The organism is Micromonospora sp. WMMD1219, assembly GCF_049315215.1.
GTDB lineage: Bacteria > Actinomycetota > Actinomycetes > Mycobacteriales > Micromonosporaceae > Micromonospora > Micromonospora tulbaghiae.
Window position 1 is genome coordinate 5,976,327 of sequence record NZ_CP186057.1, and the last position, 26,933, is coordinate 6,003,259.

The following is a 26,933-nucleotide window of genomic DNA, read 5'->3' on the forward strand; positions in this document are numbered from 1 at the left end:
ACCTCTCGATCTCCGGGTGCGCTCGCCATGGCGGTAGGACCCGGCTGTGAGTGTCAAGCTGTTCGCGCACCGCGGCGTCGAGAAGCCCGCGGGTCCGTTCGTCCACCAATTAACGCTCCTTCCAGGTCCGGCAGCTCAACCCCTACGCGGTCACGCGGGTCGCCCGTTCTGTTCCCGTAGCCAGTAGGCGGCGGTTTCGCGGACGTCTTCGTTTGGGTCGTTGAGCGCCTCGCTGATCACGTTCGCGTGCCGGTAGGACTCCTTGCGCCAGCCACGCAGGGAAAGGATCGCCAGCCGTCGCACGGTGGCGTCCGGGTCCTGGCTGACCGTCTGTCCGAGTAGCGGAAGGACCCGCCTCGCGACGGCGGCACCGAGACGCCGTTCGCCGAGCACGCACACCGCGTGCCGGCGGATGACGACGTGCGGCGAGGCCAGTCCGCGGATCGCTTCGTCGACCTCGTCGACGGTGATGTCGCAGTACCCCCGCCCTGGCTTGAGCTCCTCGGCCAGCGCCGGCACATACGCCGGCCGGCGCTCGATGACGTCCTGCAAGGGCCGGTAGTCCAACCGCCGTGCGATGACCGCCTGGTTGCGGAAGCTGGTGTACGGGGCGGCGACGGCGGTGATCACAACCTCCTGCGGAAGACGGTGGATCTGGTCGAGCACGAGATCGAGGCGGCCCAGCCGCGCCAGCGCACGGCCCGCCCACGACTGGTCCGGTCCTTCCCGCTCGGTCAGCGCCTCGTGCAGTGCCCGCAGGACGCCGTCGTCGGGTTGGCCGATGTCGGCCAGCAGCTTGGCGGCCCGCCACGCCCGGTCCTTGGCAGAGAGCAGGGGGATCAAGGCGGGAAACGCGGCCGGCCCGAAATCACGCAGCGCCACTTGGGCGTCCTCGCCGCTGATCGGGCCGTCAAACGCGTCCAGCCGGGCGACGTAGTACGCGGCGCGTTCGGCCTCCGGTAGTGCGGCGACCCGGGCCATCACGACCGCCCGCTGGTCGTACTCAGGGATGTGCCGGCTCACCTCACGTTCGGTGAGGACGCGTTTGATCAGCGTCTCGTGGTACTCGTCGTCGAGCAGCAGCACCACGAAGTCCCGGTCGGTGAAGCCGCTGGTGCGAAGTGCGACCCTGGCTCGCTTACACACGCGCACGAGCATCGACAGGTACCGGCGGAACGTCGCCTCCCACTGCCGGGGCGTCCCTCGGCAGGCCTCCGCGGTCAGCTGCCGTGCCCAATCCCGGGTCAGGTCCTCGGCGAGCCACTCGTCGTCGTAGTGGTCCCAGTCGGCGGCGTTCCACCGCACATCCGTCTGCTCCTCGGCGGGGAGCCGCGCCAACGCTTCGACACTGTTCATCGCGAGGCTGGGCAGGCTGATCTGGCCATCGGTCTCGCGGTAGATCCGGTCCAACGCCGCGGCGTAGAACCGCTCGTCAGGATGTTCGGCGATGGTCGACCGGACGGCTTGCACCAGGCCGTCTACCAGCACGCGCTCGAAGCTCGCCCAGTCCAAGCCCACCGCCACCCCGCTATCCTGCCCGACACGGCCGCTCCCCTCCCCGATGGCTGCCCCGCCAATCCCGTCCGGCCCGAGAACCGCCCGGGCCGAACCCGATATTGCTGGTCTTGGTGGCTGCGGGGACGCGGACGAGGGCGCGGCCTTTGTGTCGGTAGGTCGCGATGGCGACGGCGACACCAATACCGCGCCAAAACGGCCCACTACCAGCGAAGACTCCGACTCCGCCAGGTGCGGCTGGAGTACTGAGCGCGGTTCAGCACCAGAACGCCTGACCCCGTGGTCGAGTGGCGATGATTTTGCGGTCAACCGCGCGGCGCTCGGTCTGCAGGAGCGTCGCGACGCTGAGCTGCACGGCTCGGCGGCGCGGGGATGATGCCGTCAGTACGAGTCGTGGCCGCCGCAGTCGCAGCCGCAGGCTTGGACTTGCGGCGGTGGAGCGTGAGAGTCATGACCAGCACGACCAACGCTCCGACGATCAGCCCGAGGATCGCGCTGGCCACCGTGTTGACGAGCCAGCCGACGAGCCCGCCGAGAACACCTGTGGCGTCGTGGGCGGCGACCTCCACGTGGTGCACGGCCTCATACAGGAAGTGCAGGTTCAGCTCGTTCGTGCCCAGCAGCAGGATGTGCCCGCCCACCCACAGCATCGCCGCGGTGCCGACTACCGTCAGCACGGTGAGGACTACCGGCATCGCCCTCACCAGACCACGGCCGAACGTGGCGACGGCGCCGGAACGTTGCGACAGGCGCAGCCCGGCGTCGTCCATCTTCACGATCAGGGCCACCACGCCGTACACCAGGACGGTTATGACGACGGCGACGACAGCCAGGATCGCCAGGCGGGACCAGAACGCCTCATCGATCACCTCGTTGAGGGTGATGACCATGATCTCCGCCGAGAGGATCAGGTCGGTTCGTACCGCCCCGGAGACCAGTGTCGTCTCGTCCTGCAACTTCTCCTCGCCCGCGCCGTGGGCATCGTGATGGGCGATCTTGGCCCACACCTTCTCCGCGCCTTCGTAACAGAGGTAGGCGCCGCCGAGCATGAGGATCGGAGTGAGCAGCCAGGGCACGAACTGACTGAGCAGCAGCACCGCCGGCAGGATGATGAAGAACTTGTTGCGCAGCGACCCCAGGGCAATGCGCTTGATAATCGGCAACTCACGCTCGGCCGCCAGGCCCCGCACGTACTGCGGCGTGACGGCAGCATCGTCGACGACGACGCCCGCAGCCTTGGCGCCGGCCTTCGCGGCGGCCGCCCCGATGTCATCGATCGACGCGGCAGCGGCTCGGGCCAGCACCGCCACGTCATCCAGCAGGGCTACGAGTCCACCGGCCAAGGGAGGGTCCTTCCAGGGTTGCGCGGAGTTCGAACCGGCCCATTCTCGCTCAGGTCCCTGTGCGCGGCACGCCACCGCCCGGTCGTATATCGGGTGAGAGCTCGCGGTGAGCGGCTGTCGCGCTCAGCCGACGCCCCGCCACCACCGCGCCCGGGTCATCACCTGGTGCCTGCTCAGGCCGAACCCGTCCGCCGCAGTCACCGTCAGCCAAGGTCGGCGTAGATGCGTTTCGGTCGCTGTCTGGGTCGGCCGCGGATGCCTCTGATCGGCGGGATCCTGTCGACCAGGGGCAGCAGTTGGGCAACGTCGTGGAGGTTGCCGCCGGGCAGGGACGCGGCGGGTGGGATGCCGCCCCCGTCGGTGATGACGTGGTGTTTCGAGCCTGGCTTGCGGCGGGCGACCGGGCTCGGGCCTGTTTTGGCCGCCCTCGGCAGACAGCGAGCGAAGCGACAATCCAACTGCTGAGCAGCCTCGCGGCATGGCGACACGGCTCCTTGAACGTGATACGCGCGCTTGCTCGGCAAGAACGAGCTCCCAGCTCCATCTCCGCCTCTAGCTGGTGGAGCGCTCGCTCTGCACTGCCCTCATCTGCCGCCGTCGCGTGTTGGTAGCGCCTGGCATTGTGCGCTGTCATACCGAGAACGGTGCACCTGACCATGACGGGAAGGGCCTTCGGCCGGGTATCGGTGGTGCGGCTGCGTCGAGAACGGTGGCGGTTGGCCGTTGTCTTGCGGTCGGGTGGCGGCAGTGTCAGCGGCGGCCGTGTTCGATGCGGTGGCGGGCGCGGGAGCGGGCGGCGGCGGCCGGGGTCGAGCCGGTGGCGCGGGCTGTGCGCAGGATGTCGGCGAGGGTGTCGGCGATGCCCTGAACCCGGGCGGTGGCCTGGGCGGAGGTTTCCTGGTGCAGTTCGACGGCAGTGGCGTGGATGATGCCGCCTGCGCTGACGATGATGTCCGGTGCCCAGAGGATGTCGTGCTGGTGCAGCAGGTCGGCGGTGGCCGGGATGTCGAGTTGGTTGTTGGCCGGGCCGGCGATCGCGGCGCAGCGCAGTGTCGGCACTGTGTACGGGGTGAGCAGACCGCCGAGGGCGGCGGGGACGAGGACGTCCACCTCGGCGGTCAGGCAGTCCTGCGGGCTGGTCCAGGCGGCACCCGCCGTGTCGGCGAGCATCCGTCTACTCTCGTCGATGTCGGCGGCCACCAGGGTCGCGCCGGCGTCGGCGAGCATGCGCAGTACGTGACCGCCGACGCGGCCGAGGCCGAGCACGGCGAAGCTGCGCGCGGACAGGTCGGCTGACCCGAATCGCTCGGCGCACAGGGCATGCAGCGCGGCGAGGACGCCGACGGCGGTGTGTCCGGAGGAGTCGCCGCTGCCACCGGCGTGCACCGGTCGGCAGAACGCATGCGGGGTCCGCTCGGCGATCGTGACCATGTCGTCCGGTCCGGTTCCCACGTCGGGTCCGGTGGCATAGGCGCCGTCCAGCCCGGCGATCGCGTCGCCCGCGTCATGCAGCACCGCCCGACGGGCGGCCGCGTCGAGTGTCCTGCCCGGGGGCAGGGCGACGACGGTCTTGCCGCCGCCGTTGGGCAGCCCGGCCAGCGCGCATTTGTCCGACATCGCGGCCGACAGCCGCAGCGCGTCGGTGAGCCCGTCACGCCAGTGCGGGTAGTGCGCGATCCGGCAGCCGCCGATGGCCTGACCGAGCGCGGTGGAATGCACCGCGACAACAATCGGCAGGCCGGATCGTACGCCCCGCTTGATGACGACGTGTTCGTGCATGGACTCGGTGTCGAGGTGGGTCGCGACCATGAGGGCTCCTGTCGTGCGCTCGCCGGAACGGGATCGACAGTAGGCAGGTGGTTGGCGCCGACCAGCTCGAAGCGAACATCGTTCGGAGAAGATGACAAGATCCCGGTCGTGGACGAACTTGATACGGCGATCATCGAGCACCTGCAGACACATGCGCGGCAGACCAACCGCGAACTGGCCCGCGCGGTCGGCATCGCGCCGTCCACCTGCCTGGAACGCGTGCGCGCACTGCGGGACCGCGGCGTGATCACCGGCTATCACGCCGAGATCAGCCTGGCCGCCCTCAACCGCGGCGTACAAGCATTGCTGCACGTGCAGGTCCGGCCCCTGAGCCGCACCGTCATCGACGGCTTCAAGAAATATGCGATGGAGCTGCCCGAGGTGCTGTCGGTGTACGTCGTGGCCGGCGGCGACGACTTCCTCGTCCACGTCGCCGTCCCCAGCGTCGACAGCCTGCACTCCTTCCTCATGGACAAGTTCAGCGGACGCCGCGAGATCGTCGGGTTCCGCAGCTCCGTCATCTACCAACACGCCCGAAAACAGGTCATCGAACCACTCGACCCATAACGCACGGCCACGGAGTCGGGGACAGTGCGCACATCTACCGCCGACCAGGCGCGGCGCGGTCGCCAGGACCGCTTGATCAGGTGCGCGTTCATGCCGCTGACACTGCGCGGCGATCGCGATGCGGCGGGCGGCTCTGGCCGAGGGGCAGGCCGCGGCGGCAACACCTACGTTCAGCCGGAAGCCGACCACTCGTGGACCGGTCGCGGTAGCCGCCGAGAATGAGGCCACCTGCACCACGCGGGCCCGGTATCCCCATGCGTCTACCGGCGGCAGCGGCATCCCGGGCAGCATCCCGCCCACAATCAGCAGTGGATGGCAGTCGAGGCCGTGGCCGGATCCGAACCGGCGTACGCGGTTTTGCAGACCGCTCCCTGACCTCCGCGGCGGCCCTCGACTGCGTGTACTCCACGTCCTCTACCCCGTCGGCGGCGAGGCATGCGACTCGCTTGCCGGTCAGTCGCTGCCGGCTCTGCGCCATCTTGCGGGCCTCCCTTCGCGGTGCCGCCCGGTCGGCGGCGCATCGCTCGGTCGCGGCCGCCTTCCCGGTGTCGGCACCGTAGAACAGGGCGACGCACGCGTTCGAGGGCAGACAGTCCGGACATGCGCTCGCCGCCGCGCCGGGAATGGTCCTGCCTCGAGAGTGCTTGCTGTCCCGGCGGGAAGGCACTCGACAATCCACTGGTACCCAGGCTCGGGAAAGGTCACGACATGACCCTCGCCGCCGACGCGATCGAACTGCCGTCCGGCCAGACGATGCCCGTGCTCGGCCAGGGCACGTGGTACCTGGGTGAGCGCCCCGCGAGGCGACGGGATGAGCTGGCCGCCCTACGCGCCGGGCTCGACCTGGACATGACCATGATCGACACTGCCGAGATGTACGGTGACGGTGCTTCCGAGGAGCTCGTCGGCGAGGCGATCGTCGGACGACGCGCTGACGTGTTTCTGGTCGACAAGGTGCTGCCATCCCATGCGAGCCGACGAGAAACCGTGCAGGCCTGCCGGCGCAGCCTGCAACGGCTCGGCGTCGACCACATCGACCTCTATCTGCTGCATTGGCGCGGTGCGCATCCGCTCGCCGAGACCGTCGAGGCGTTCGGCGAACTCGTCGAGGCCGGTGACATCGGGCAGTGGGGCGTGAGCAACTTCGACCTTTCTGACATGCAGGACCTCCTGGGGGCGGGCGGGGGCGCCTGCGCGACCAACCAGATTCTGTACAACCTCACCCGCCGGGGTCCGGAATTCGATCTGCTGCCGTGGCTACGCGAGCACCAGATCCCGGTGATGGCGTACTCGCCGATCGAGCAGGGCAGGCTGCTCGGGCACCCCCAGGTCGCGGAGGTCGCTGCACGGCACGAGGCCACCGCTGCTCAGGTCGCGCTGGCCTGGCTGCTGCGGCAGGGGGCGATAGCGGCCATCCCCCGGTCGTCCAACCCCGAACACACACGGGAGAACGCGGAAGCGCGCGACCTGGATCTGGCTGAGGAGGATGTGGCGGCACTCGACGCGGCGTTCCCGCCGCCGGCCGGCCCGCAACCGCTGGAGATGTTGTAGCGTCCGGACGATTCGGCGGTGGAGCGGGGCCACGGCGCAGATCCAGCGCGAGCGCCCATCGTTCCATCGCCGTCGAGAGCTGACGGAACAGCACACATGGAGGGCCTGCTTCTGCTCAGGGACTGGCGGAGGTTCGAGCGCGCGGTGGGGCACCCAGGCGGCCGACCGGTACCCGGCCGGAGAACTGAGAAGCAGGCTCGGGACCTCGACGGCGGCTCAGGGGTGGAACTCGCCGCGGGTGCGGGGCAGCCACTCGGGGTGGTGGTCGCGCAGGTACCGAATGAGCCCCTCACGCACGTCGCAGCGAAGGTCCCACGCGCTCGGTCCGTCGGCCGCCGATGCCTGGACCTGCACGACGACGGTCTGGGGCGTCGCATCCACCATCTGCAGCACCCACTGGTGTCGATCCCACAGCGGTGACGATTCGATGATCCGCCTCGTCTCGGCGCGGAGGTCGTCCAGGTCGGCGGTGTGATCGACGTGGAGCCGAGTCTCGCCGACCACCCGCGTCTCGTGCCGGGTCCAATTCTGGAAGGGGTGCTCGGTGAACCAGGTGGTGGGCAGGATGAGCATCCGGTCGTCCCAGAGCCGGATGACCACGTTCGTCAGCTTCACCTCCTCGACGCGGCCCCACTGCCCGTCGACCACGATCACGTCCCCCACGTGAAGTCCGTCGGCGAACGCGACCTGGATGCCGGCGAAGGCATTGCCGAGCGCGGTGCGTGCGGACAGCCCGAGCAGCGCGCCCACGACACCCGCCGAGGTGAGCACGGACAACCCGATTGTGCGCAGCGGCGGGAACGTGATCAGGACCAGGCCGATCGCCACGACCGTCACCACGACCGAGGTGAGGCGCCGTACCGGTCGGATCTGGGTGCGGGCGCGGCGGGCCCGGCGGTCGGCCCGTGTCTCGCCCGGCAGCCGGCTGAACGCGGCCCTCTCGGCGATGTGCAGGGCGCGAAGCACCAGCCACGTCACGGCCGCGACCAACAGCACCACGACGACGCGCTGGACGACACGAGGCCCCGAACCTGGGAACGCGCGGATCCCGGCATACAGCGCCGCGAGAAGCAGCACTGCGACGGCAGGGCGTCGGGACGCGCGATACAGCGGCGCAAGCAGCCAACGGTAACTACGAACAGCAGCGCGACGCCGGAACAGCACGCGGGACAGCAGGCCCGCCGCGACAACCACGGCCACCGCGACCACCGCGACCACCGGGACCATCCTCGTGGTCATCAACCAGCTTTCCTGCTACCGGCGACCCTCACCGAAGCACTCCCATCCGTCACGCTCGCGGTCACGCGGCGCGCCCAGGCGGTCGGAGCCTCGATCCGATCGCCGCCGTTCGCCCCTCCTGGTGCGGCCCGCGCGGATGTCCGCCGCGCGTCGCGGCATGGACGAAGCACGGGTCGATTTCGCCCACTCGGCTCCGTTGCCACAGCGCGCGAAGGACATTCCCCGTGTGTCACGACTGGCCCAGGTTGGTTACCAGGTTGACGGCGACGGCCAGGATGCCGGTTCCGAAGGTGTACGAGAGCAGCGCGTGTCCGAGCGCCACCCGGCGCGTGCGATTGCTGGTCGGTTCGTTCTCTCCCGGCGCGTAGGACATGCCAACGGTGAAGGCGGCGTATGCGAAGTCGGCGTACGCCGGAGGATCGTCCTGCTTGAAGTCCATGCCACGGCCGTCGTCGCAGTAGTACATCCGGGCGTACTTGAACGCGAAGACTGTGTTCACCAGCGTCCACGCCAGCACCACCGCAACGACGCTGAGGATCACCAGCGCGACAGCCACCACGTCCTGCTGGTCGGAGGCGCGGACGAGCGCCTCGGCCACGGCGGCGAGACTGACAACGGACGCGATCAGGATCGCCGTGTCGGTGGATCGGGAGCGCTGCTCCGCCTCGGCAAGCTGCTCGGTACGCTGCGGGCTCGCCGGCCAGCAGGACCGCCACACCCACACGAGGATTGTGCCCGCCGCGATTGTCCAGATCACCAGCGGCGTCAATTCCGGCGCCCCAGTCAGTGCGGTGACCGTCCCGGCGACAACACCGACGACCAGCGACCACAGGACACGCCTGACCGACAGCAGACGCCCCAGATCCCGCCCTCCCGATCCCTGCTCCATCCGTCGAGCGTTCCGGCTGGGCCGGATGGGGCACGGAAAATCTGGAGCTATCACCGGATTGGGCGTGAATATCCGGAATCGCAGAGGCTCCGAGGACCGAGTTGTGTAGTGGTGGCCCCTGAGCCTCACAGGGCTGGTACCGGGGCGTCGGCGGCAACTGCCCGTTCAGCCGCTGACCGTCATGCTCGAAGAGGGCGGCATCCTTCACGAGCCGTCGCGCGAAAGCATGGGCTCCCAGGCACCGGGTATCCCCGGGCATGGGAAGCCAACAGCGCAACAAGCATGACAGCGGTGGCGAGTCGGCGCGGGGCCGCCGGCACCCGGGCAGCGGAGCACGGGGCCGGCAGGGGTCCACCGTGGAGCACTCCCCGAATCAGCGGCACGAGCGCACCGCGACCGGATCAGCCGGCACCGAGCGCGACCACAGCCGGTCGAAGGTGGCCCGGGACGGGCGGGTCAACCGCCAAGGTACGGCCTGACGCTTCTCGCCCAGGCCTACACCGGCACGCCCACCGCGGTCGCCAGGACGGGCCCGGCGGAACCACAATCGCCGAGTACGACGCCAACTCGCCCACCCTTGCCCGCTACAGCGAAGAGCAGATCGCGCCTACACCTCACGCGCCGATCGCGCCGGCCAGCGCGGAACAGGCGTATCGACTGACACTTGTGTCATGGACCTCACCCCGGATCTCGACACGCCCAGCCCTGCGCGGGTCTACGACTACTTCCTCGGCGGGTCGCACAACTTCGCCGCGGACCGTGCGCTGGCGGCCCGCATGGAGAAGGCCATGCCCGACATCGGGCACATCATGCGGGCCAACCGCGCGTTCCTGCGTCGCGCGGTCCGCGCGCTCGTCGACGCAGGCATCCGGCAGTTCCTCGACCTCGGCTCCGGCATCCCCACGGCGGGCAACGTGCACGAGGTCGCCGGCCAGCTCGCCCCGGACACCGTTGTCGCGTACGTCGACATCGACCCCGTGGCGTTCAACCACAGCCGACGCCTCCTCGTCGACGACCCGCGGACCGTGGTGCTGCACGCTGACCTCACCCAGCCGGACGCTGTGCTCGACGACCCGGCGCTGCGCGACGTGCTCGACTTCGAACGGCCGGTCGCGGTGCTGCTGGTCGGCGTGCTGCACCAGCTCACGACCGACCCGGCGCCGATCATCGCCCACTACCGCGACCGGCTCGCCCCGGGCAGCTACCTCGCCCTGTCGCACGCCTCCTCCGACGAGCGTGCCGAGGCGCTGGCCCTACGCGACACCTACAACCAGGGGTACGCCAACACCGCCCGGATGACCCTGCGCAGCAGGCCCGAGATCGAACGGCTCTTCACCGGCTACACGCTCGTCGCGCCGGGGCTGGTGCAGCTGCCCGAGTGGCGGCCCGACTGGCCGGTGGACCCGGACGAGGACCCGCGCCGTTTCGCCACATACTGCGGGGTGGGCCGGCTCGGTTGACCGGCTGCGTCGCCGGCCGCGGTCGGCCCGCCCCTCGACGGTGACCAGGCCTGGTTCGAGACCGGCGGTGCCGGCGGGCGCCAGGTCGCCGGCGATGAGCAGGTACGTGGCCGGGGTCGGGCACGCCCGGCATCGGCGGCCCCCAGACACGCCGCGACGTGGGGGTCCCGCAGGTCGTCGAGGTCGCTGCCCCCACGTCGCGGTCGCGCTCTTGCAGGCACACACCGGTACCGGTGATGCCCGATGGTTCCGCCGGGCGTGTCCTACGCCCGGCGGAACCGCAGTAGCTATCCGAGGACGAATCGGAAGAAGCGGGGGCGGTAGATGCCCGGATCGCGGTAGTGGTCCGCGTCCGGGGAGACGCGGGTGTCCATGCTGTTGACGTTGTAGGAGGCGATGAAGGTGTCACCCGAGCTGAGCGCGGGGTGCACGTGGGCGTTGTAGGAGATGACGTCGGGGTTCCAGTAGCTGCCGTAGGGGCCGGGTTCCGGCATGCGGTAGACCGGGGTCTTCTGGGTGAAGGGGCCGTACGGTGAGCAGGACGTCCAGGCGTTGATCTGCCCGCTGAACGCCTCGGTGCTGTCCTGGCTGAGGAGGAGGTACTGTCCGCCCCAGGGGCTGACGCTGTACTCGTTGGCGATGCCGGTCAGCAGGTTGCGGGAGTTCTGCTCGCGGAGCGTCCAGCCCCACGGCGTGTGGTACTGCCAGGTGCCGTTGGCGAGGTCGCTGCCGTACACCCGCGCGATGCGCATCTGCTTGTTGATCGGGGAGTCGTCGACGCCGTAGACGTAGGTGTAGCCGTCGCCGCTGCGGCTGGCCGGCAGCAGCCCCGAGCCCCAGGCGACCCCGCTGGCAGAGGGCAACTCCCGGACGCTGACCGGGGTCCGCAGGTTGGACAGGGCGAAGTTGGCGACGACGTTGCGGTTGAACCGCCAGTCCCAGGCGCCGGAGCCGAAACGCTCGTACTCCTGGTACACCACCTGAAGTTGTCCGCCCGAGAGGTGGCCGTCACCGACCCAGTACCACTTTCCTGGCCCGGACGGCGGCATCAACGCCCGCGGCGCCCCGGCGGTGCCGCCCTGGTAGGTGGTGAGGCTGGCGCCGTTCTGCACGACGAAGGTGTTGTTGACCAGGGGGGCGCTCACCGGGCGGGTGCCGTCGCTGTTGAGCGGGCCCATCCAGGTGTCGGAGAACAGCCAGACGATCCGGCCGTCGGGCAGCTTCACCGAGTACGTGGAGTCGCCGCCGGTCCAGCCGTCCGGCGTGCTGGCGGCGTATCTGTTGAACGCGCCCTCCGGCTCGACCGTGGTCTCGACGCTGCGCACCGAGAGCGGGCGAAGCGCACACGAGCGGGCGGTGAGTGGCAGCACGCTCTCCACATTCGTGGTGAACGTCTTCGGGCTGCTGTCCGCGTCGGCGGAGTGGATGTCCAGTTCGGTCCAGGCCGTCACCAGAGTGGCCACCATGGGGTACGCGAAGTCCGGCACCGTGATCAGTCCACCCGCGTCGGGATGGCGCACGGTGTGGATGCTCGGGTACTTCGCCAGCGTGCCGGTGCTTCCCGTCGGCGACCAGACGACGACGGCTGATCTGCGGTTGGTGTCCCTGGTGGTGTCCACCATCAGTGTCGAGCAGTATCCGCAGCTCACGTCGCCGGAGTTCTTGACCGCCCGGAAGTCGTGGTAGACAGCACCGCCCTTACGCAGAATGTCCTGGTACTCCGCCTGGGCGCCGGCGGGCGTCGAGTGACTCTTGCGGGCCGGTCTGGCGCCCCCGAGGGCGTCGCCGCTCGTCCCGCTCGCGCCGGTCAGGTTGCTGCGCCACAGGCTCGCGTCGGAGTCGGAGTAGCCGTAGATGCGCCAGGCGTCCACGGTCGGGGCGGGCGCGGCGTTCGCCTTGGCCAGTCGATAGTTGGCGATGTGGTAGTTGAGGAGCATGTCCGCGAAGTTCAGGCCGTAGCCCTCAGCGGTGTGCCGGATCGCCTCGATCGGCAGATGGTCGTGGTCCCGGATGCTCTCCCACGTGCGTCGCACGAAGGAGGCATCGACCTGCTCGGTGAGGTAGGTCGGCAGCAGGAACGCGCCATACTGCGGACCGCCGCCCAGCCCGCCCCAGGAGTTGAGTGCCGCCCCGGGCTTGCTGAGCACGTCGTAGACGTTGCGGGCGTACAGCTTCTCCTCGCCGGGGATGGGCACGTACGGCGCCCGGGCGTAGGTCTGGCGGGTCGCCCACTCCGCGGTGGCCTCCATCCACCAGTTCATCGAGCCGAACTCCTTGCCGCCCACGAAGAGGGCCAGGTAGTCCAGGCCGACGTCGGACCGATCCCAGTACTGGTACTGCATGACGTGGAACAGCTCATGCCGCGGCAGGTAGTCCCAGTCGTCCTGCCCGTTGGGCACCAGCATGGTCGCCTGCTGGTTCAAGCCGAACGGCAGGACGAACGGCGCGTCGATCGGCAGGCCGGCCCCGCCGACGAGCGGGATCTCATCGACGCCGTAGACCAGCACCCAGGGCTTGCCGTCCCGCACGGGCAGCGGATAGCCCATCTCGCGATACTCGTCGACGGCGATCGAGAGCGCGTTCAGCAGATGCTGCACCGCCTTCGCCCGGCCGTTCGGGTTGGCGTCCGCCGGGATGCCCGGCCTGCCTCCGCCGGCGATGTTGTAGAGGACGAGGAATTCGCCGGCCGACGCCCGGCAGCGATAGGTGACCCCGAGGTAGTCGTACGGTTCGGCGGCGCAGTCGTCGTAGCCGCCGGCCGTCGCGGCGCCGGCGGGCACCGCGACATCTGGCGCGATCGTCCGCGCCGCCTCCGGATCGGCGCTCGCCGCCAACATCGACAGGTATGTCAGATATCGCTGCGGGTCGTGGATGGCCCCGGTCGGTCGAAGGTGCGCCGGCACCGATCGGGGCGAGCGCACCGCGCCCAGGCCGTACCGCACCGCGTCGTCGCGGGAGAGCTTCCCCCGGTGGTACGCCGAGAGCACGCGTTCCCCGGGGCCGAAGTCGGGCGGGGCGGCCGTCCTGCCGGTGGCGGTGCGCAGCGGCGCCTCCTTGAACGGCGTCGGTTGCGGGACCGGCGGGGTGGCGACTCGCGGCTCGGTCTGCGGCGGCGCGACGGCTCCCACGGCGGCTGGCGCCGCGACCGAATCGGGCGCCGCCTGCGCGGCGCCACTGGTCAGCACGGCCGCTGCCAGCACAACTGTCGCGCTGAGCAGGGCCAGGGGGTCTCTCATCGCACTCCCTCTATTGGATGACCGGCCGGTGCCGGTGCCGGCCGGTGGACGGCGCGTCCGGCCGGTGGATCGTTGTGCTCGGCCAGCAGGCTTCGCACCCCGGCGACGCGTCGCTCATCGCCCCCCGGATGAGCGCACCGGACTCTGCGCACCCTTCGTCGTTCGCAGCCACCCCGTGCTGGCCGCGCCGCGAAGCGCACGCTCGTACCGCCCGCTCACCGTCAGCGGGCTCGACCATAATCAGGGCCGGCGCATGCAGCGATCTTGCAAAATGCTTGCAGAGGAGTCGCGCCGGCCCGCACACGCAGCGACGGCAGGAAGGTGCACATGGAGTTTCGGGTCCTCGGGCCGGTGGAGATCTGGTCCGAGGGTGTCCGCGTCGCCATCGGAGGGCGACAGCCCCGGTTGCTCCTGGCGGCGCTCGTCCTGGAGGCCAATCGACCGGTACCTGCGGACCGGCTCATCGACCTGATCTGGGCGCAGGCGCCCCCACCCAGCGCACGGGCGACGGTGCAGGCCATGGTCTCGCGCCTACGGGCCACCTTCCGGCAGATCGGTGCATCCGCGCATCTGCTGAGCGAGCGCGGCGCCTACCGGCTGCACACCGATCCGGCGACGGTCGACGCACACCGCTTCTCCGCCCTCGTCCAGCAGGCCGCAGGCTCTTCCGACGATCTCACCACCGTGGAATTGCTGGACCAGGCGTTGGACCTGTGGCGAGGTGAGCCACTGCTCGACGTCGTCGACGATTCCGGACGCCAACTGCTCTGTTCGGGTCTCATCGAGGCCCGTTGGACGGCTGCGGAGGACCGGGCGGACGCGCTGCTGCGGCTGGGTCGCACCAGGAGAGTGGTGCGCGAGGTGTCCGACCAGGTGGCCGGACAGCCCTACCGGCATCGCCTCGTCGGTCAGCTCATGACAGCCCTGTACCTCGAGGGCCAGGCCGATCGAGCATCGGAGGTCTACCGCAATCTCCGCACCCGGCTGAACGACGATCTCGGCCTGGAACCGTCGCGCGAGCTCAGCCGCCTGCACCGGCTCATCCTCAGGGGTGATCCGGTACTGCCGGCGGAACGCGACGACGCACTGTCGAGCGTCCCGCACCGTCCGGAAGAGCTGCCACAGGACGTACCGGGTTTCATCGGTAGAACTGACGAGATGACCCGTCTCGACCAGCTGTCGGGCGGATCCAGCGCCACGACGGTCTGGGTTCTCAGCGGAATCCCCGGAGTCGGAAAGACGGCGCTGGCGGTGCGCTGGGCGCATCGGGTACGTGAGGCCTTCCCCGACGGTCAGATGTTCATCGACCTGCGCGGCTTCGACGTCGAGCGCCCACCCGTCACACCGTCCGCCGCGCTCGGACAGCTACTTGGTGGGCTTGGTGTCGACCCCCGCGTCGTTCCGGACGATCAGGACGGCCGGGTCTCGCTGTTCCGCTCGACGACGACCGGCCGCAGGATTCTGCTGGTGCTGGACAACGCTCGTGACGCTGACCAGGTGATACCGCTGATCCCGCCCAGCGGCACCGTTCTGATCACCAGCCGTCGCCGGCTCGGTGAGCTGGTCGTCCGGGCCGGCGCCCGATCTCTGCTGCTGGGCGTGCTCAGCCCGACGGACTCCGTACGGCTGCTGGCGGCGATGCTCGGCGACGAGGCCGTTCGGGTCGAGGCCGGCGCCGCGGCCCGCCTCGCCCACCTCTGCGGGCACCTGCCACTGGCACTGCGGATAGCGGCAGCGAACCTGCAGACGAGCGGCCATCCCCACATCGCCGGACTGGCCGAGGAACTCGACGAGGGCGGTCCTCTCACCAGCCTGACCGTCGACGGTGCCGACGAGGGCGCGGTCACGAAGGCCTTCGCGATGTCGTATCGGGCCCTGCCCACCGCTCAGCAACGAATGTTCCGTCACATCGGGCTGGTCCCCGGTGGCAGCTTCACCGCCCACGTCGCGGCCGCGATCGAGGGGGTCGCGCCCCCCGTCGCGACGAGAACACTCCGCGCCCTCGCGTCCGCACACCTGATCGAGCATCAGGGAGGCGACAGATACCGGTTTCACGACCTGCTCCGACAGTACGCCGTGGACCGGCTCGTCACGGAGGACGACGACACCACCCGTCACGACGCCCGGCAGCGTCTGCTTGAGCACTATCGCAGCAGGGCCGACGCCGCCGGACGTCAACTCATCCCCCATTTCCTCAGGCTCCCCGGGCCGGCCCCGCAACAATCGTTTCCCGATGCCGACGAGGCATCGGCGTGGCTGGACGCAGAAGCAGCCAATGTCATCGCGGCGATCAACCACGCCGCCGACCACGGGCATGCACGCTTTGTCTGGCAGCTCACCGACGCCCTACGCGCCTGGTTCCACCAGCTTGGACGCCGCGCCGAGTGGCTGTCCGCAGCCACCAGAGGGCTGGCCGCCGCGGAGGCCGCGAACGACCTGACAGCCCAGGCCAGCATGCACCTGAGCATCGCCCTCGCCCACGTCACCGCCGGCCGATACGAGGAAGCCCGCCAGCACCTCCTCGACGGCCTCCGCATCAACGCCCATGACCGGTGGCGGGAGGGACGCACGGCCCTGTTGAACAATCTCAGCGCGGTGCACCAGCGCCTCGGCAACCCCCGAGCCGCAATCGACTGCGCCCGACAATCCCTGGAGCTCAACCGGCAATACCGCAACGACGGCGGCGAGGCCATGTCCCTCGCCAACCTCGGCTTCGCACACTGGCAGCTCGGCGCGCTGTCACAGGCGGACCAGCACATCCGGGACGCACTGGCCTGCGCGGAACGGAGCGGCTCACGATACAACGAAGCGGTACTTCTGGTTGACCTCGCGGGCATCCGCCGCGACCGTGGAGACCGGGAAGCCGCCGAGGAGTTGTACGACCGGGCGCTGGTCGCCAACCGCGATCTGGGCTATCAGTACGGCGAGGCGACGGCGCTCAGCGGACGTGCGTTGTTGTGGTCGATGACGGACCGCGCACCAGGTGCCTGCGCCGACGCGCGACGTGCAGTGGCGTTGACGCAGGAGATCGGCGACGCCGGCACCGAGGCGTGGGCACGCGAGGCGTACGGCCGCGTGCTGCTGGCCGCTGAACGGCCGGCAGAGGCAGCCGAGGAACACCGCCTGGCGCTCGGCCTGGCCCGGCAGACCCGGTTCGTGTGGTGCGAGGCGAGTGCGCTGGTAGGGCTCGCGGCGGTGTGCCTGGCCACCGAGCAGCCCGACGTCGCTCGCGAGCACGCCAAGGCCGCGCTACGCATCGCGAACGAAGCCGGTTACCGCCTGATCGAGTCGCGCACGCTTGGACTGTTGAAGACGCTCGACGACTGAATTGTCGTGACCGGGCCCGGCGTCGCCGACCAAGGACTTGACCGTCACGTACTTGCCGGACGCCGCCAACGGCATCAGCACGGGCACCGGCGGATATCTGGCACCGGCCCAGCACGGGCCGCGGCAGGGCGGGTACGACGTATTCCAGCGGGCCACCGAGGAGGCGCTGGGGCGGGCCGGCGTGCGCGTCCGCTGGATCGAGGACTGGGACTACCCGCACTACGTCGGTACGGCCGGTGGCGACATCCACTGCGTCACCAACGTCCAGCGCGACCTGGGCGGCACCACGCCCTGGTGGCGTCCCGCTCGATGAATCCACCAAGGTGGCCGTGATCGGCAGGGCAGGCCCTGGGCTCAGGGCTCGGACGCCACGGTGAGCTTTGCGATGTCTGGGGCATAGACGGCCATCCAGTGCGGATGCAGCCGGTAGTAGACCACGTCGTTGTCCCAGTCGAAGAGGTCGTCGCCGTAGAAGTCCTTCAAGTACGCGAGCACGTCCGGCCAGTCCGTGGCCTGGTCGCCGGTGGGGGGGTTGAGGATCTCCACCGTGCCGTGCGTGAAGACGCCGAGGTCCTCACCGCGCATATGTGCGGCGCTGACGGCGGGCCGCGCCGCGAGGTGACGCGCCTTGGCGGCGTCGGGCGCCGTGCCGAAGTACCACTTGCCTCGCAGGAAGTGCCCGTCGACACCGCTGATCCGCGGCTCACCCTTCGCCGTCACGCTGGACAGAGCGAGGGTGCACATGCCGGTGAGGACCTGGGTGAGCTGCTCCGCGTTCAGTGTGCGCGCGGTGTTGATGATCGAGCGGAGGTGGGAGGTGGAGCCGGCGAGGGAGGCGTCAAGGAGGGCTTGGAGCTTTTCGAGATCTTCTGGGGTTTCGCGCATGAAGTTCTTGTCTCTCCGCATCTGTCTGCGCCGTGGTCCGCGCCTCTCACCGGCGCCGACTGATGAACCCATGCTCCACCCAAAACCTGACACCTTGCGTCATGGATAGATTTGCCGCCCTGCGCCGCCGCCCGGATCGGCGAGGTTTCCGGCGTGCGGGCCGAGGACACCGACCGGGAAACGTGGATGTGGACGGTGCGCCGCCAGACCACACCCAGCGCTACCTACACCCCGACCGGCAGTCGATCACGGACGCCGGAGCGGCCCTCAGCGCCCACTTGAAGGCCCGCCGGCCCCCAGGTGGTCCCCAGCTACGCGCCGTCTAGATCAGCAAATCCCCACTAGCCCAATACGAATCAGAGGCCGCTGACCAGGGCTTTCACCCCGGTTGACGGCCTCTTTTCGTGCTGTCGGGACGGCCGGATTCGAACCGACGACCCCTTGACCCCCAGTCAAGTGCGCTACCAAGCTGCGCCACGTCCCGATGCCCCCGCCAGGTCTCCCCCGCGGCAGCCGGTACAGCTTAGCGCAGGATCTTCGCACCGTGCGCAGAGGCCCCTCCCGCGCCGCGCGCCACACCCCCTAGAGCGTCCTAGGAGGGTGGCGTGCAGCGAAGAGCCCGTCAGCCGTGGGCCTTGCCCCGGCCGCCGGGGCCCAGCTTCTTGCGCGGGCGTACCGAGATCTCGATCGGGCTGCCCTCGTAGCCGAACTCCTCGCGGAGCTTGCGCTCGACGAAGCGCTGGTAGCCGGCGTCCAGCGGACCGGTGGTGAACAGCACGAACCGCGGCGGCGCCGCCCCGGCCTGGGTGGCGAACAGGATGCGTGGCGCGCGTCCGCCGCGTACCGGGTGCGGGGTGGCCTGGACCAGCGCGGTGAGCCACTGGTTGAGCTGCGCGGTCGGGATGCGCGTCTCCCAGCTCGCCAGGGCCTTGCGCAGCGCGGGCGCGAGCTTGTCGACGGCGCGGCCGGTCTTCGCGGACAGGTTCAGCCGGATCGCCCAGGGGATGCGCCGCAGCTCCCGGTCGATCTCCTTGTCCAGGTAGTAGCGGCGGTCGCCGTCGACGAGGTCCCACTTGTTGAACGCGATGACCAGCGCCCGGCCGGACTCGACGACCATGGTGAGGATCCGCTGGTCCTGCTCGCTGATCACCTCGCTGGAGTCGATCAGCACCACGGCGACCTCGGCCGCCTCAATGGCCGAGGCGGTGCGCAGGCTGGCGTAGTACTCGGTGCCGCTGGCCTTGCCGACCCGCTTGCGCAGGCCGGCGGTGTCGACCAGCTGCCACGTCTCGCCGCCGATCTCGACCAGGCTGTCGACCGGGTCGACAGTGGTGCCGGCGACCGAGTCGACGACCGCCCGCTCCTCGCCGGAGAAGCGGTTGAGCAGGCTGGACTTGCCGACGTTGGGGCGGCCGACCAGCGCTACCCGGCGGGGGCCGCGCGGCCGGTTCTCCACGATCTTCGGCGCCTCGGGCAGCGCGTCCAGGATGGCGTCGAGCAGGTCGCCGGAGCCGCGGCCGTGCAGCGCCGACACCGGGAACGGTTCACCGAGGCCGAGCGACCACAGCGCGGTCGCCTCCATCTCGATGTTGGTGTTGTCGGCCTTGTTGGCCACCAGGATCACCGGCTTGGCGCTGCGGCGCAGCATCTTCACCGCGGCCTCGTCCACGTCGGTCGAGCCGACCATGGCGTCCACCACGAACAGCACCACGTCGGCGGTGCCCACCGCGATCTCGGCCTGGGCTGCGATGGCCGCGGCCCGGTCCTTGGCGTCGGGCTCCCAGCCGCCGGTGTCCACCACGGTGAACGACCGGCCGTTCCACTGCGCGTCGTAGGGCACGCGGTCCCGGGTCACGCCGGGGATGTCCTCCACGACCGCCTGGCGGCGGCCGATGATGCGGTTGACCAGCGTGGACTTGCCGACGTTGGGGCGGCCGACCACTGCCACGACGGGCTGCGGGCCGGTCGGCTCACCGGAGTCGGCCTCCGGCTCGCGCAACTCCACCCAGCCACCGAAGTCATTGTCGCTCATGCCGAGCCGCCCTTCGTTCGCGACTGCGGGGCTCGCACAACCCGCTCACTCCTCGCGCTCACGCGACGCCCCGCTCCGTGAGCATCTCGCGCAAGCGAGCCACGACCTCGTCGATGCCCAGCTCGGTGGTGTCCAGCACCACCGCGTCGGGGGCCTGCTGGAGCGGGTTGACCTTGCGGGTCGAGTCGAGCCGGTCCCGGCGGGCCAGGTCGGCGGCGGTCGCCGCGACGTCGGCCGCGTCCTCGGCGCTGCGCCGCTTCGCGCGCGCCGCCTCGGAGGCGGTCAGGTAAACCTTCAGCTCCGCGTCCGGCGCGACCACCGAGCCGATGTCCCGGCCTTCGACCACGATCCGGCCCGCGTCGGCGATCACCCGCCGCTGCCGGTCCACCAGCAGCTCGCGTACGGCGGCGACGGCGGCGACAGCGGACACCGCCTTGGTCACCTCGGCGCCGCGGATGGCGGTGGACACGTCGGTGCCGTCGACGGTCACGGCGTACCCCTGGGGGTCGGTGCCGATGCGGAGGTCGGCCTCGGCGGCGACCTTGGCCACCGACTCGGTGTCGGTGAGTTCCACGCCGGAGCGCAGGACCGCCCAGGTCAGCGCCCGGTACATGGCGCCGGTGTCGAGATAGCGGGCGCCGAGGCCCGTGGCCAGTCGCCGCGACACGGTGGACTTCCCCGAACCGGACGGCCCGTCCACAGCGACCACGCATCGCCCGGCCGGTACGTTTTCCTCCACCGTTGTCCTCCTCAGCCCGTACCTCGCGGGTCGCCCGGTTTGTCGGGCGCCGTTGAGCGGATGTTCCGTCTTGAATCATGCCCGCGCCGCGCGGGCGTCCCACCGGGCCGGCGTGTGCCGGCCCGCGGACCGCGTCGAAGCCTACCGGGAGCCGTACCCCGATCGTCGGGGTCAGTCACCCACGGCCTTGAACAGGGCGGCGACCTCCGCGTTGGTCAGCCGCCGCATCCGCCCGGTGCGCAGGTCGCCGAGCTTGATCGGACCGATCGAGGTACGGATCAGGCGGCTCACCGGATGTCCCACCTCGGCCATCAGGCGCCGGACGATGTGCTTGCGCCCTTCGTGCAGGGTCAGCTCCACCTGGGCGGTTTTGCCCAGCGTGTCGACCAGCTTGAACCCGTCGACCTTCACCGGACCGTCCTCCAGCTCGACGCCGGCGGTCAGCCGCTTGCTCAGGTTGCGCGGGATCGGCCCGGCGACCTCGGCGAGGTAGGTCTTGAGTACCTCGTACGACGGGTGCATGAGCTTGTGGGCGAGGGTGCCGTCGTTGGTGAGCAGGAGCAGGCCCTCGCTGTCGGCGTCCAGTCGCCCGACGTGGTAGACCCGCTGCTCCAGCCGCGCGCCGATGAAGTCGGCGAGCTCCGTGCGGCCCTTCTCGTCGGCCATGGTGGTGACGACGCCGCGCGGCTTGTTCATCGCCACGTAGACCAGGCGGACGTCGGCCTGCAGCCGCTCCCCGTCGACGACGATCACGTCGCGGGCCGGGTCGGCCTTGTCGCCGAGCTGTGCCACCCGCCCGTTCACTGTGACCCGGCGCCGGAAGATCAGGTCTTCGCAGGCGCGCCGGGAACCCACCCCCGCGGCGGCGAGCACCTTCTGCAGGCGCTCGGCGCCCTCGTACACGGGGGCGTCGGGCTTCGGGGCACGGTCATCGCGTCGCATCGGCAAGCTCTTCTACGTCGTCGGGGAGGAACGGGGCGAGCGGCGGCAGGTCGTCCACCGAGTTCAGCCCCAGCTTCTCCAGGAACATGGTGGTGGTCCGGTAGAGGTAGGCACCGCTGTCCGCCTCGGTGCCGCACTCCTCGACCAGGCCGCGACCCACCAGGGTACGGAGCACCCCGTCGCAGTTGACACCCCGGATGGCCGAGATGCGCGAACGGGTCACCGGCTGCCGGTAGGCGACCACGGCGAGGGTCTCCAGCGCGGCCTGGGTCAGCCGCACGGACTGCCCGTCCAGTACGAACCGTTCCACGTACGTCGCGTATTCCGGCCGGGTGTAGAGACGCCAGCCACCCGCGGCCCGGCGCAGGTCGAACCCGTGCCCTGCGGCCGTGTATCCGGCGGCGATCTCGTCGAGCATCGCGCCGACCCGCTCGGGGGCCTGTTCGAGGATCTCGGCCAGGACCAGCTCGCTGACCGGCTGGTCCACCACGAGCAGGATCGCCTCCAGGGCGCCGCGCAGCTCCGCGTCGTCCAGGACCGGCGCGGGCACCGGTTCCGGCGCGGCCCGCCGCCGTCCCCGCTTAGCGGGTACGCCCTCAGCACCCGCTCCCCCGCTCGCCCGCTGTTCCGCGTCCTCCGTCACGCTCTCCGCCGAGATCTTGGTACGGTCCCGCCCTCCAAGGGGCGTCCCCGTACCAAGATCCCCCTGAACCGTGGCGATCTTGGAAGGAATGGGCCCCTCTGAGGGCCCTTCGCTTCCAAGATCCGCCGAGGAATCCGGTGTCGCGTCGAGATCTGCTTCCCGGGAATCGGTGGTGTCCGCGATGTCGGGGTCCGGGTGCTCGGCCGGTGCGTCGGAATCGTCCGGGGCTGGCCGGGGCGGGGCGGGGCGCTCCCACGGTGGCACCCATGCGGCGGCCTGGTCGGCCAGGGAGTCGCGGCGTTCCTGGTCGCTCATCCGTTCACTCCTGCGTCGGTGCGTGTTCGTCCGCCGCCTCGGCGGGCACGGCGGCGTCGGATGCGGCATCTGCGGCGACGTCGCCCGGCACGGCGGCGTCGCTCACCCCGGCGCCGACGTCGGCCGGAGCAGCCGCGGCGTCGGCCGGGGCGGCGGGGACGGACGTGGTCGTGGGTTCGGGGCTGCCGGCGTACTCGTCGACGGTCAGCTCGGCCTCGCCGTCGACCGGGCCGGTCCAGCGGACGGTCAGTTCCTCCAGCGCCTGCTCCTGCACGAAGGCGACGAGGCCCTGCCGGTACAGCTCCAGCAGCGCCAGGAACCGGGCCACCACCTCGAGCGTCATCTCGCAGTCGGCGCAGAGCAGCGAGAACGTGGCGATCCCGGCGCGGCGCAGCCGGTCGGCGATGATGCCGGCGTGTTCCCGGACGCTGACCCGGACCATGTGCACGTGGGCGATGGAGACCTCGGGTACCGGTTTCGGGCTCATCGCCTTGACCGCGAGCTTGCGCAGCCGCTCGGGACCGATGCCGAGTACCAGGTCGGGCAGCGCCTCGGCGTACCGCGGTTCGAGTGTGACCGCCCGCGGGTAGCGCCGGCCGCCGACCGCCTCCAGCTCGGCGATGTGCGCGGCGGCCTCCTTGTACGCCTTGTACTGCAACAGCCGGGCGAACAGCAGGTCCCGCGCCTCCAGCAGCGCCAGGTCCTCCTCATCCTCGACCTCGGCCGAGGGCAGCAGCCGGGCCGCCTTCAGGTCGAGCAGGGTGGCGGCGACGAGCAGGAACTCGCTCGTCTCGTCCAGGTCCCACTGGTCGCCCGTGGCGCGCAGGTACGCGATGAACTCGTCGGTGACCTTGTGCAGCGCGACCTCGGTGACGTCCAGCTTGTGCTTGCTGATCAGCTGGAGCAGCAGGTCGAACGGGCCGGTGAAGTTGTCCAGCCGGACCGTGAAGCCACTCGTCTGTTCGCCGGTGCCCGGATCGGCGGGCACCACACCGTCGACCTCGGCGGCCAGCTCCGCGGCGACGGCGGCGTCGCCGGTGCCGTGCGGCGGGTCGAGGGGCGGTGCGGTCACCGGGAAACCGTAGACGACGCGGCGGGCGGCCGGCGTGCGACCTACCGGTCCGCCTGGGCGGCGATGACCTCCCGGGCGAGCTGCCGGTAGTTGCGCGCGCCCGAGGAGGCCGGGTCGAGGGTGGTGATCGGGGCACCGGCCACCGTGGACTCGGGGAACTTCACCGTCTTGGTGATGACGGTCTGGTAGACCTTGTCGCCGAACGCCTCGACCACGCGCTGCAGCACCTGGCGGCAGTGGGTGGTGCGGCTGTCGTACATGGTGGCGAGGATGCCTTCGAGTTCCAGGTCGAAGTTGAGCCGCTCGCGCACCTTGTCGATGGTGTCCAGCAGCAGCGCGACACCGCGCAGGCTGAAGAACTCGCACTCCAGCGGGATGAGCACGCCGTGCGCGACGGTGAGCGCGTTGATCGCCAGCAGGCCCAGCGAGGGCTGGCAGTCGATCAGGATGAAGTCGTACTCCTTGCGGATGGTGCGCAGCACCCGCGCCAGGGCCATCTCCCGGGCGACCTCGTTGACCAGCTGGATCTCGGCGGCGGAGAGGTCGATGTTCGCCGGTAGCAGGTGCAGCCCGGCCACGTCGGTCTTGATCAGGACGTCCTCGGCGGTGACGTCGTCCTGCATCAGCAGGTTGTAGACCGACAGGTCCAGGTTGTGCGGGTTGACGCCCAGCCCGACGGAGAGGGCACCCTGCGGGTCGAAGTCGACGAGCAGCACCTTGCGGCCGTACTCGGCCAGTGCCGCGCCCAGGTTGATGGTCGTCGTGGTCTTGCCGACGCCGCCCTTCTGGTTGGCCATCGCGATGATCCGCGCCGGGCCGTGCCGGTCGGTCGGCATGGGTTCGGGGATCGGCTTGCGCATGGTGTACGCGGCCGGGTCGGCGGGGCCGAGATCGGCACCGAGCGTCGCCTGCTGCTCACGGAGCTCCGACGTCCAGGTCTCGGCACGGTCACCGTTTCCTGCCATGTCCTCGTTGCCCCCTCCCGACGACCACCCGGCGTCGGAGCCGTCCGACGTCCCTCGCGGCGCCGCTGCGCACCCCCGGTCCGTCGTACCTGGAGGCCCGCGCCGATGCCGACTGTACGCCACCGGCCAGCAGCACGTTCGGTAGCGGGTCGGCGTGTCGGCCGCCCGTCAGCCGGGTCCCCCGACGCCGGCGCTCAGCGAGCCCGGGGATGGGCTGTCGCGTACACCTCGCGCAGCCGTTCCACTGTCACCAATGTGTAGACCTGGGTGGTGGTCACCGAGGCGTGACCGAGCAGTTCCTGCACCACTCGCACGTCCGCGCCGCCGTCGAGCAGGTGGGTGGCGTACGAGTGGCGCAGCGTGTGCGGGGAGACCGCATCGGGTCCGTCGACCGGCAGGCCGGCGCGGGCAGCGGCGCTGCGCAGCACGGTCCAGGCGCCCTGCCGGGTGAGCGGGCCGCCGCGGGCGTTCACGAACACCGCGTGGGTGCCGCGCCCGGCGGCGAGCAGCGCCGGGCGGCCCCGCACCAGCCAGGCGCGCAGCGCGTCGGCCGCGTACCCGCCGACCGGGACCAGCCGGGTCCGGCCGCCCTTGCCACGCAGCAGCACGGTGCCGGCGTCCAGGTCGAGGTCGTCGACGGCGGCGCCGACCGCTTCGGAGATGCGCGCGCCGGTGCCGTACAGGAATTCCAGCAGCGCCCGGTCGCGCAGCGCGCGGGCGGCGGGGTCGCCGGTGGCGCCGGGCGGGCCGGCGGCCTCCAGCAGCCGCAGGACCGCGTCGACGGGCAGCGCGCGGGGCAGCCGGCGCGGCGGCGCGGGCGGGCGGACGTCGCGGCTGGGGTCGGCGCCGGCCAGTCCCTCGCGCAGCGCGAAGCGGTGCAGGCCGCGGACCGCGCTGGCCGCGCGGGCGGCCGAGGAGACGGCGAGCGGCGGGTGGTCGTCGTCGCCCGCGCGCAGCCGGGCCAGGTGGGCCTCGACCTGCGCGGGCCCGGCGGCGGCCAGGTCGTCCACCCCGGCCGCGGCCAGCGTGGCGAGGTAGCGGTCCAGGTCCCGGCGGTACGAGGCGAGCGTGTTCGCGGACAGCCCGCGTTCGACGGTGAGGTGGTCCAGGTAGGTCCGGACCGCACGGCGCAGGGCCGGCGCGGGTTCCGCGCCGGCCGCGCGCACAGCGGTCTCGGTCAGCTCAGCACCTCGTCCAGCGGCAGCACGTCCATGCCGTGCGCCTCGGCGACCGGGCCGTAGACGACCTTGCCGGCGTGGGTGTTCAGGCCCAGCGCCAGCGCCGGGTCGTTGCGCAGCGCCTGCTGCCAGCCCTGGTTGGCCAGTTCGAGGGCGTACGGGAGGGTGACGTTGGTCAGCGCGTAGGTGCTGGTGTTCGGCACCGCACCGGGCATGTTCGCCACGCAGTAGAAGATCGAGTCGTGGACCTTGTAGACCGGGTCGGCGTGCGTGGTCGGGCGCGAGTCCTCGAAGCAGCCGCCCTGGTCGATGGCGATGTCGACGAGGACGCTGCCCGGCTTCATCCGGGAGACCAGCTCGTTGGAGATGAGCTTCGGGGCCTTCGCGCCGGGCACCAGCACCGCGCCGATGACCAGGTCCGCGTCGAGCACGGCCCGCTCGATCTCGTACGCGTTGGAGGCGACGGTCTGCAGGTGGCCCCGGTAGATGGCGTCGGCGGAGCGGAGCCGGGCCACGTTCTTGTCCAGCAGCAGCACCTCGGACTGCAGGCCCAGCGCGATGGCGGCGGCGTTCAGACCGGACACGCCCGCGCCGATGACCACGGTCTTGGCCGCGTACACGCCGGAGACGCCGCCGGGCAGCACGCCCCGCCCGCCGCCGGTGCGCATCATGTAGAAGGCGCCCACCTGCGGGGCGAGCCGGCCGGCCACCTCGGACATCGGTGCGAGCAGCGGCAGCGACCGGTCGGGCAGCTCGACCGTCTCGTACGCGATGCCGGTGACCTTCCGGTCGACCAGCGCGTCGGTGCACTCGCGGGACGCGGCCAGGTGCAGGTACGTGAACAGCACCTGGCCCTCGCGCATCCGGTGGTACTCCTCGGCGATCGGCTCCTTGACCTTGAGCACCAGCTCGGCGGTGTCCCACACCTCGTCGGCGGTGGCCAGGATCTTCGCGCCCGCGGCGGCGAACTCGTCGTCGGTGATGCTGGAACCGACTCCGGCGCCTGCCTCCACGAAGACCTCGTGGCCGTGGCGGGTGAACTCGTTGACTCCGGCGGGCGTGATCGCCACCCGGTACTCGTGGTTCTTGACCTCGCGGGGGATTCCGACCTTCACGATGCAGACACCTTCCTCCGGGGCGGCTCACCCCCGACTGCGTGGCCGCACCGGCTCCGTTGCCGGCGCGGTCCTCCTGTCCCGCCGGCGGCAGTCTAGGCCCGTGGGAAG

Annotated in this window: 20 protein-coding genes, 2 tRNA genes and 2 pseudogenes; 6 read left to right on the forward strand and 18 right to left on the reverse strand. The window is 70.6% G+C overall.

Annotation, left to right across the window (positions count from 1 at the left end):
• Window positions 1–150: 150 nt before the first annotated feature.
• The 4 genes and pseudogenes from ACN27C_RS27915 to ACN27C_RS27930 all read right to left on the reverse strand — a co-directional run bounded on the left by ACN27C_RS27915 (window position 151) and on the right by ACN27C_RS27930 (window position 4,667).
• On the reverse strand, window positions 151–1,524 hold the full coding sequence (locus tag ACN27C_RS27915; RefSeq protein WP_422749200.1) for a DUF4303 domain-containing protein: 1,374 nt from the start codon (window positions 1,522–1,524) through the stop codon (window positions 151–153).
• Between the two features lie 296 nt (window positions 1,525–1,820).
• Window positions 1,821–2,858 (reverse strand): DUF808 domain-containing protein, encoded by a 1,038-nt coding sequence (locus ACN27C_RS27920; RefSeq protein WP_121684720.1) that lies wholly within the window; start codon window positions 2,856–2,858, stop codon window positions 1,821–1,823.
• A gap of 206 nt (window positions 2,859–3,064) precedes the next feature.
• A pseudogene (locus tag ACN27C_RS27925) lies at window positions 3,065–3,277 on the reverse strand (transposase); the annotation flags it as partial.
• 331 nt (window positions 3,278–3,608) lie between these two features.
• Entirely contained in the window at window positions 3,609–4,667 is a 1,059-nt protein-coding gene (locus ACN27C_RS27930; RefSeq protein WP_422749203.1) for a Glu/Leu/Phe/Val dehydrogenase dimerization domain-containing protein, read from the reverse strand.
• A 108-nt stretch (window positions 4,668–4,775) separates the two neighbouring features.
• Here ACN27C_RS27930 and ACN27C_RS27935 point away from each other — a divergent pair, with 108 nt between their 5' ends.
• Window positions 4,776–5,234 (forward strand): Lrp/AsnC family transcriptional regulator, encoded by a 459-nt coding sequence (locus ACN27C_RS27935; protein ID WP_121684717.1) that lies wholly within the window; start codon window positions 4,776–4,778, stop codon window positions 5,232–5,234.
• 322 nt (window positions 5,235–5,556) lie between these two features.
• Here ACN27C_RS27935 and ACN27C_RS27940 read toward each other — a convergent pair.
• Window positions 5,557–5,647 (reverse strand) — tRNA-Pro (locus tag ACN27C_RS27940).
• Window positions 5,648–5,942: 295 nt separating this feature from the next.
• Here ACN27C_RS27940 and ACN27C_RS27945 point away from each other — a divergent pair.
• Window positions 5,943–6,785 (forward strand): aldo/keto reductase, encoded by an 843-nt coding sequence (locus tag ACN27C_RS27945; RefSeq protein WP_422749205.1) that lies wholly within the window; start codon window positions 5,943–5,945, stop codon window positions 6,783–6,785.
• A gap of 216 nt (window positions 6,786–7,001) precedes the next feature.
• Here the strand turns inward: ACN27C_RS27945 and ACN27C_RS27950 are convergent, their stop codons facing one another.
• Window positions 7,002–8,003 carry a mechanosensitive ion channel family protein gene (locus ACN27C_RS27950; RefSeq protein WP_422749207.1) on the reverse strand — a complete coding sequence of 334 codons (1,002 nt, stop codon included), beginning with the start codon at window positions 8,001–8,003 and terminating at the stop codon, window positions 7,002–7,004.
• Between the two features lie 250 nt (window positions 8,004–8,253).
• Window positions 8,254–8,913 (reverse strand): DUF1345 domain-containing protein, encoded by a 660-nt coding sequence (locus ACN27C_RS27955; protein WP_422749209.1) that lies wholly within the window; start codon window positions 8,911–8,913, stop codon window positions 8,254–8,256.
• Window positions 8,914–9,584: 671 nt separating this feature from the next.
• On the opposite strand from ACN27C_RS27955, the gene ACN27C_RS27960 reads away from it, so the two are divergent.
• Window positions 9,585–10,373 (forward strand): SAM-dependent methyltransferase, encoded by a 789-nt coding sequence (locus tag ACN27C_RS27960; RefSeq protein WP_357896193.1) that lies wholly within the window; start codon window positions 9,585–9,587, stop codon window positions 10,371–10,373.
• Between the two features lie 287 nt (window positions 10,374–10,660).
• Here the strand turns inward: ACN27C_RS27960 and ACN27C_RS27965 are convergent, their stop codons facing one another.
• On the reverse strand, window positions 10,661–13,609 hold the full coding sequence (locus tag ACN27C_RS27965) for a hypothetical protein (RefSeq protein ID WP_422749211.1): 2,949 nt from the start codon (window positions 13,607–13,609) through the stop codon (window positions 10,661–10,663).
• 327 nt (window positions 13,610–13,936) lie between these two features.
• Here ACN27C_RS27965 and ACN27C_RS27970 point away from each other — a divergent pair, with 327 nt between their 5' ends.
• A complete protein-coding gene (locus tag ACN27C_RS27970) occupies window positions 13,937–16,936 on the forward strand; it encodes a BTAD domain-containing putative transcriptional regulator (protein WP_422749213.1) in 3,000 nt (999 codons plus the stop codon).
• Window positions 16,937–16,973: 37 nt separating this feature from the next.
• A complete protein-coding gene (locus ACN27C_RS27975) occupies window positions 16,974–17,249 on the forward strand; it encodes a protein-arginine deiminase family protein (protein ID WP_422749215.1) in 276 nt (91 codons plus the stop codon).
• Window positions 17,250–17,290: 41 nt separating this feature from the next.
• On the opposite strand, the gene ACN27C_RS27980 is transcribed toward ACN27C_RS27975, so the two are convergent.
• Window positions 17,291–17,842, reverse strand: a complete 552-nt coding sequence (locus ACN27C_RS27980; protein ID WP_422749217.1) for a pyridoxamine 5'-phosphate oxidase family protein — start codon at window positions 17,840–17,842, stop codon at window positions 17,291–17,293.
• A 69-nt stretch (window positions 17,843–17,911) separates the two neighbouring features.
• Here ACN27C_RS27980 and ACN27C_RS27985 point away from each other — a divergent pair.
• A pseudogene (locus ACN27C_RS27985) lies at window positions 17,912–18,147 on the forward strand (hypothetical protein); the annotation flags it as partial.
• A gap of 84 nt (window positions 18,148–18,231) precedes the next feature.
• Here the strand turns inward: ACN27C_RS27985 and ACN27C_RS27990 are convergent.
• From ACN27C_RS27990 to ald, 9 genes are all read right to left on the reverse strand, one after another.
• Window positions 18,232–18,305, reverse strand: a tRNA-Pro gene (locus ACN27C_RS27990).
• A 138-nt stretch (window positions 18,306–18,443) separates the two neighbouring features.
• Complete coding sequence (gene der, locus ACN27C_RS27995) at window positions 18,444–19,853, reverse strand: ribosome biogenesis GTPase Der (RefSeq protein ID WP_120570441.1); 1,410 nt, start codon at window positions 19,851–19,853, stop codon at window positions 18,444–18,446.
• A gap of 58 nt (window positions 19,854–19,911) precedes the next feature.
• Window positions 19,912–20,592 carry a (d)CMP kinase gene (cmk, locus tag ACN27C_RS28000; protein ID WP_252453470.1) on the reverse strand — a complete coding sequence of 227 codons (681 nt, stop codon included), beginning with the start codon at window positions 20,590–20,592 and terminating at the stop codon, window positions 19,912–19,914.
• Between the two features lie 171 nt (window positions 20,593–20,763).
• Complete coding sequence (locus ACN27C_RS28005; protein WP_030274358.1) at window positions 20,764–21,534, reverse strand: pseudouridine synthase; 771 nt, start codon at window positions 21,532–21,534, stop codon at window positions 20,764–20,766.
• A complete protein-coding gene (gene scpB / locus ACN27C_RS28010) occupies window positions 21,521–22,492 on the reverse strand; it encodes an SMC-Scp complex subunit ScpB (protein WP_422749220.1) in 972 nt (323 codons plus the stop codon). The genes ACN27C_RS28005 and scpB overlap by 14 nt, the downstream gene beginning before the upstream one ends.
• Before the next feature lie 4 nt (window positions 22,493–22,496).
• The gene (locus tag ACN27C_RS28015) at window positions 22,497–23,564 is read right to left on the reverse strand and encodes a segregation and condensation protein A (protein ID WP_422749222.1); all 1,068 of its coding nucleotides are present in this window, start codon (window positions 23,562–23,564) and stop codon (window positions 22,497–22,499) included.
• A 41-nt stretch (window positions 23,565–23,605) separates the two neighbouring features.
• A complete protein-coding gene (locus ACN27C_RS28020) occupies window positions 23,606–24,529 on the reverse strand; it encodes a ParA family protein (protein ID WP_013285595.1) in 924 nt (307 codons plus the stop codon).
• Window positions 24,530–24,723: 194 nt separating this feature from the next.
• A complete protein-coding gene (locus ACN27C_RS28025) occupies window positions 24,724–25,695 on the reverse strand; it encodes a site-specific tyrosine recombinase XerD (protein ID WP_357896216.1) in 972 nt (323 codons plus the stop codon).
• Window positions 25,696–25,706: 11 nt separating this feature from the next.
• Window positions 25,707–26,822, reverse strand: coding sequence for an alanine dehydrogenase (gene ald / locus ACN27C_RS28030; protein ID WP_018788824.1), 1,116 nt, complete (start codon window positions 26,820–26,822; stop codon window positions 25,707–25,709).
• Window positions 26,823–26,933: the final 111 nt, after the last annotated feature.

Excerpts from the sequence above, each read along its gene's own strand:
- ACN27C_RS27945 (WP_422749205.1), top strand. The coding sequence starts at position 5,943 with ATGACCCTCGCCGCCGACGCGATCGAACTGCCGTCCGGCCAGACGATG.
- ACN27C_RS27970 (WP_422749213.1), top strand. The coding sequence starts at position 13,937 with ATGGAGTTTCGGGTCCTCGGGCCGGTGGAGATCTGGTCCGAGGGTGTC.
- ACN27C_RS27980 (WP_422749217.1), bottom strand. The coding sequence starts at position 17,842 with ATGCGGAGAGACAAGAACTTCATGCGCGAAACCCCAGAAGATCTCGAA.
- ACN27C_RS27965 (WP_422749211.1), bottom strand. The coding sequence starts at position 13,609 with ATGAGAGACCCCCTGGCCCTGCTCAGCGCGACAGTTGTGCTGGCAGCG.
- der (WP_120570441.1), bottom strand. The coding sequence starts at position 19,853 with ATGAGCGACAATGACTTCGGTGGCTGGGTGGAGTTGCGCGAGCCGGAG.
- ACN27C_RS28005 (WP_030274358.1), bottom strand. The coding sequence starts at position 21,534 with ATGCGACGCGATGACCGTGCCCCGAAGCCCGACGCCCCCGTGTACGAG.
- ACN27C_RS28020 (WP_013285595.1), bottom strand. The coding sequence starts at position 24,529 with ATGGCAGGAAACGGTGACCGTGCCGAGACCTGGACGTCGGAGCTCCGT.
- ACN27C_RS27930 (WP_422749203.1), bottom strand. The coding sequence starts at position 4,667 with ATGGTCGCGACCCACCTCGACACCGAGTCCATGCACGAACACGTCGTC.
- ACN27C_RS27955 (WP_422749209.1), bottom strand. The coding sequence starts at position 8,913 with ATGGAGCAGGGATCGGGAGGGCGGGATCTGGGGCGTCTGCTGTCGGTC.
- scpB (WP_422749220.1), bottom strand. The coding sequence starts at position 22,492 with ATGAGCGACCAGGAACGCCGCGACTCCCTGGCCGACCAGGCCGCCGCA.
- ACN27C_RS27960 (WP_357896193.1), top strand. The coding sequence starts at position 9,585 with ATGGACCTCACCCCGGATCTCGACACGCCCAGCCCTGCGCGGGTCTAC.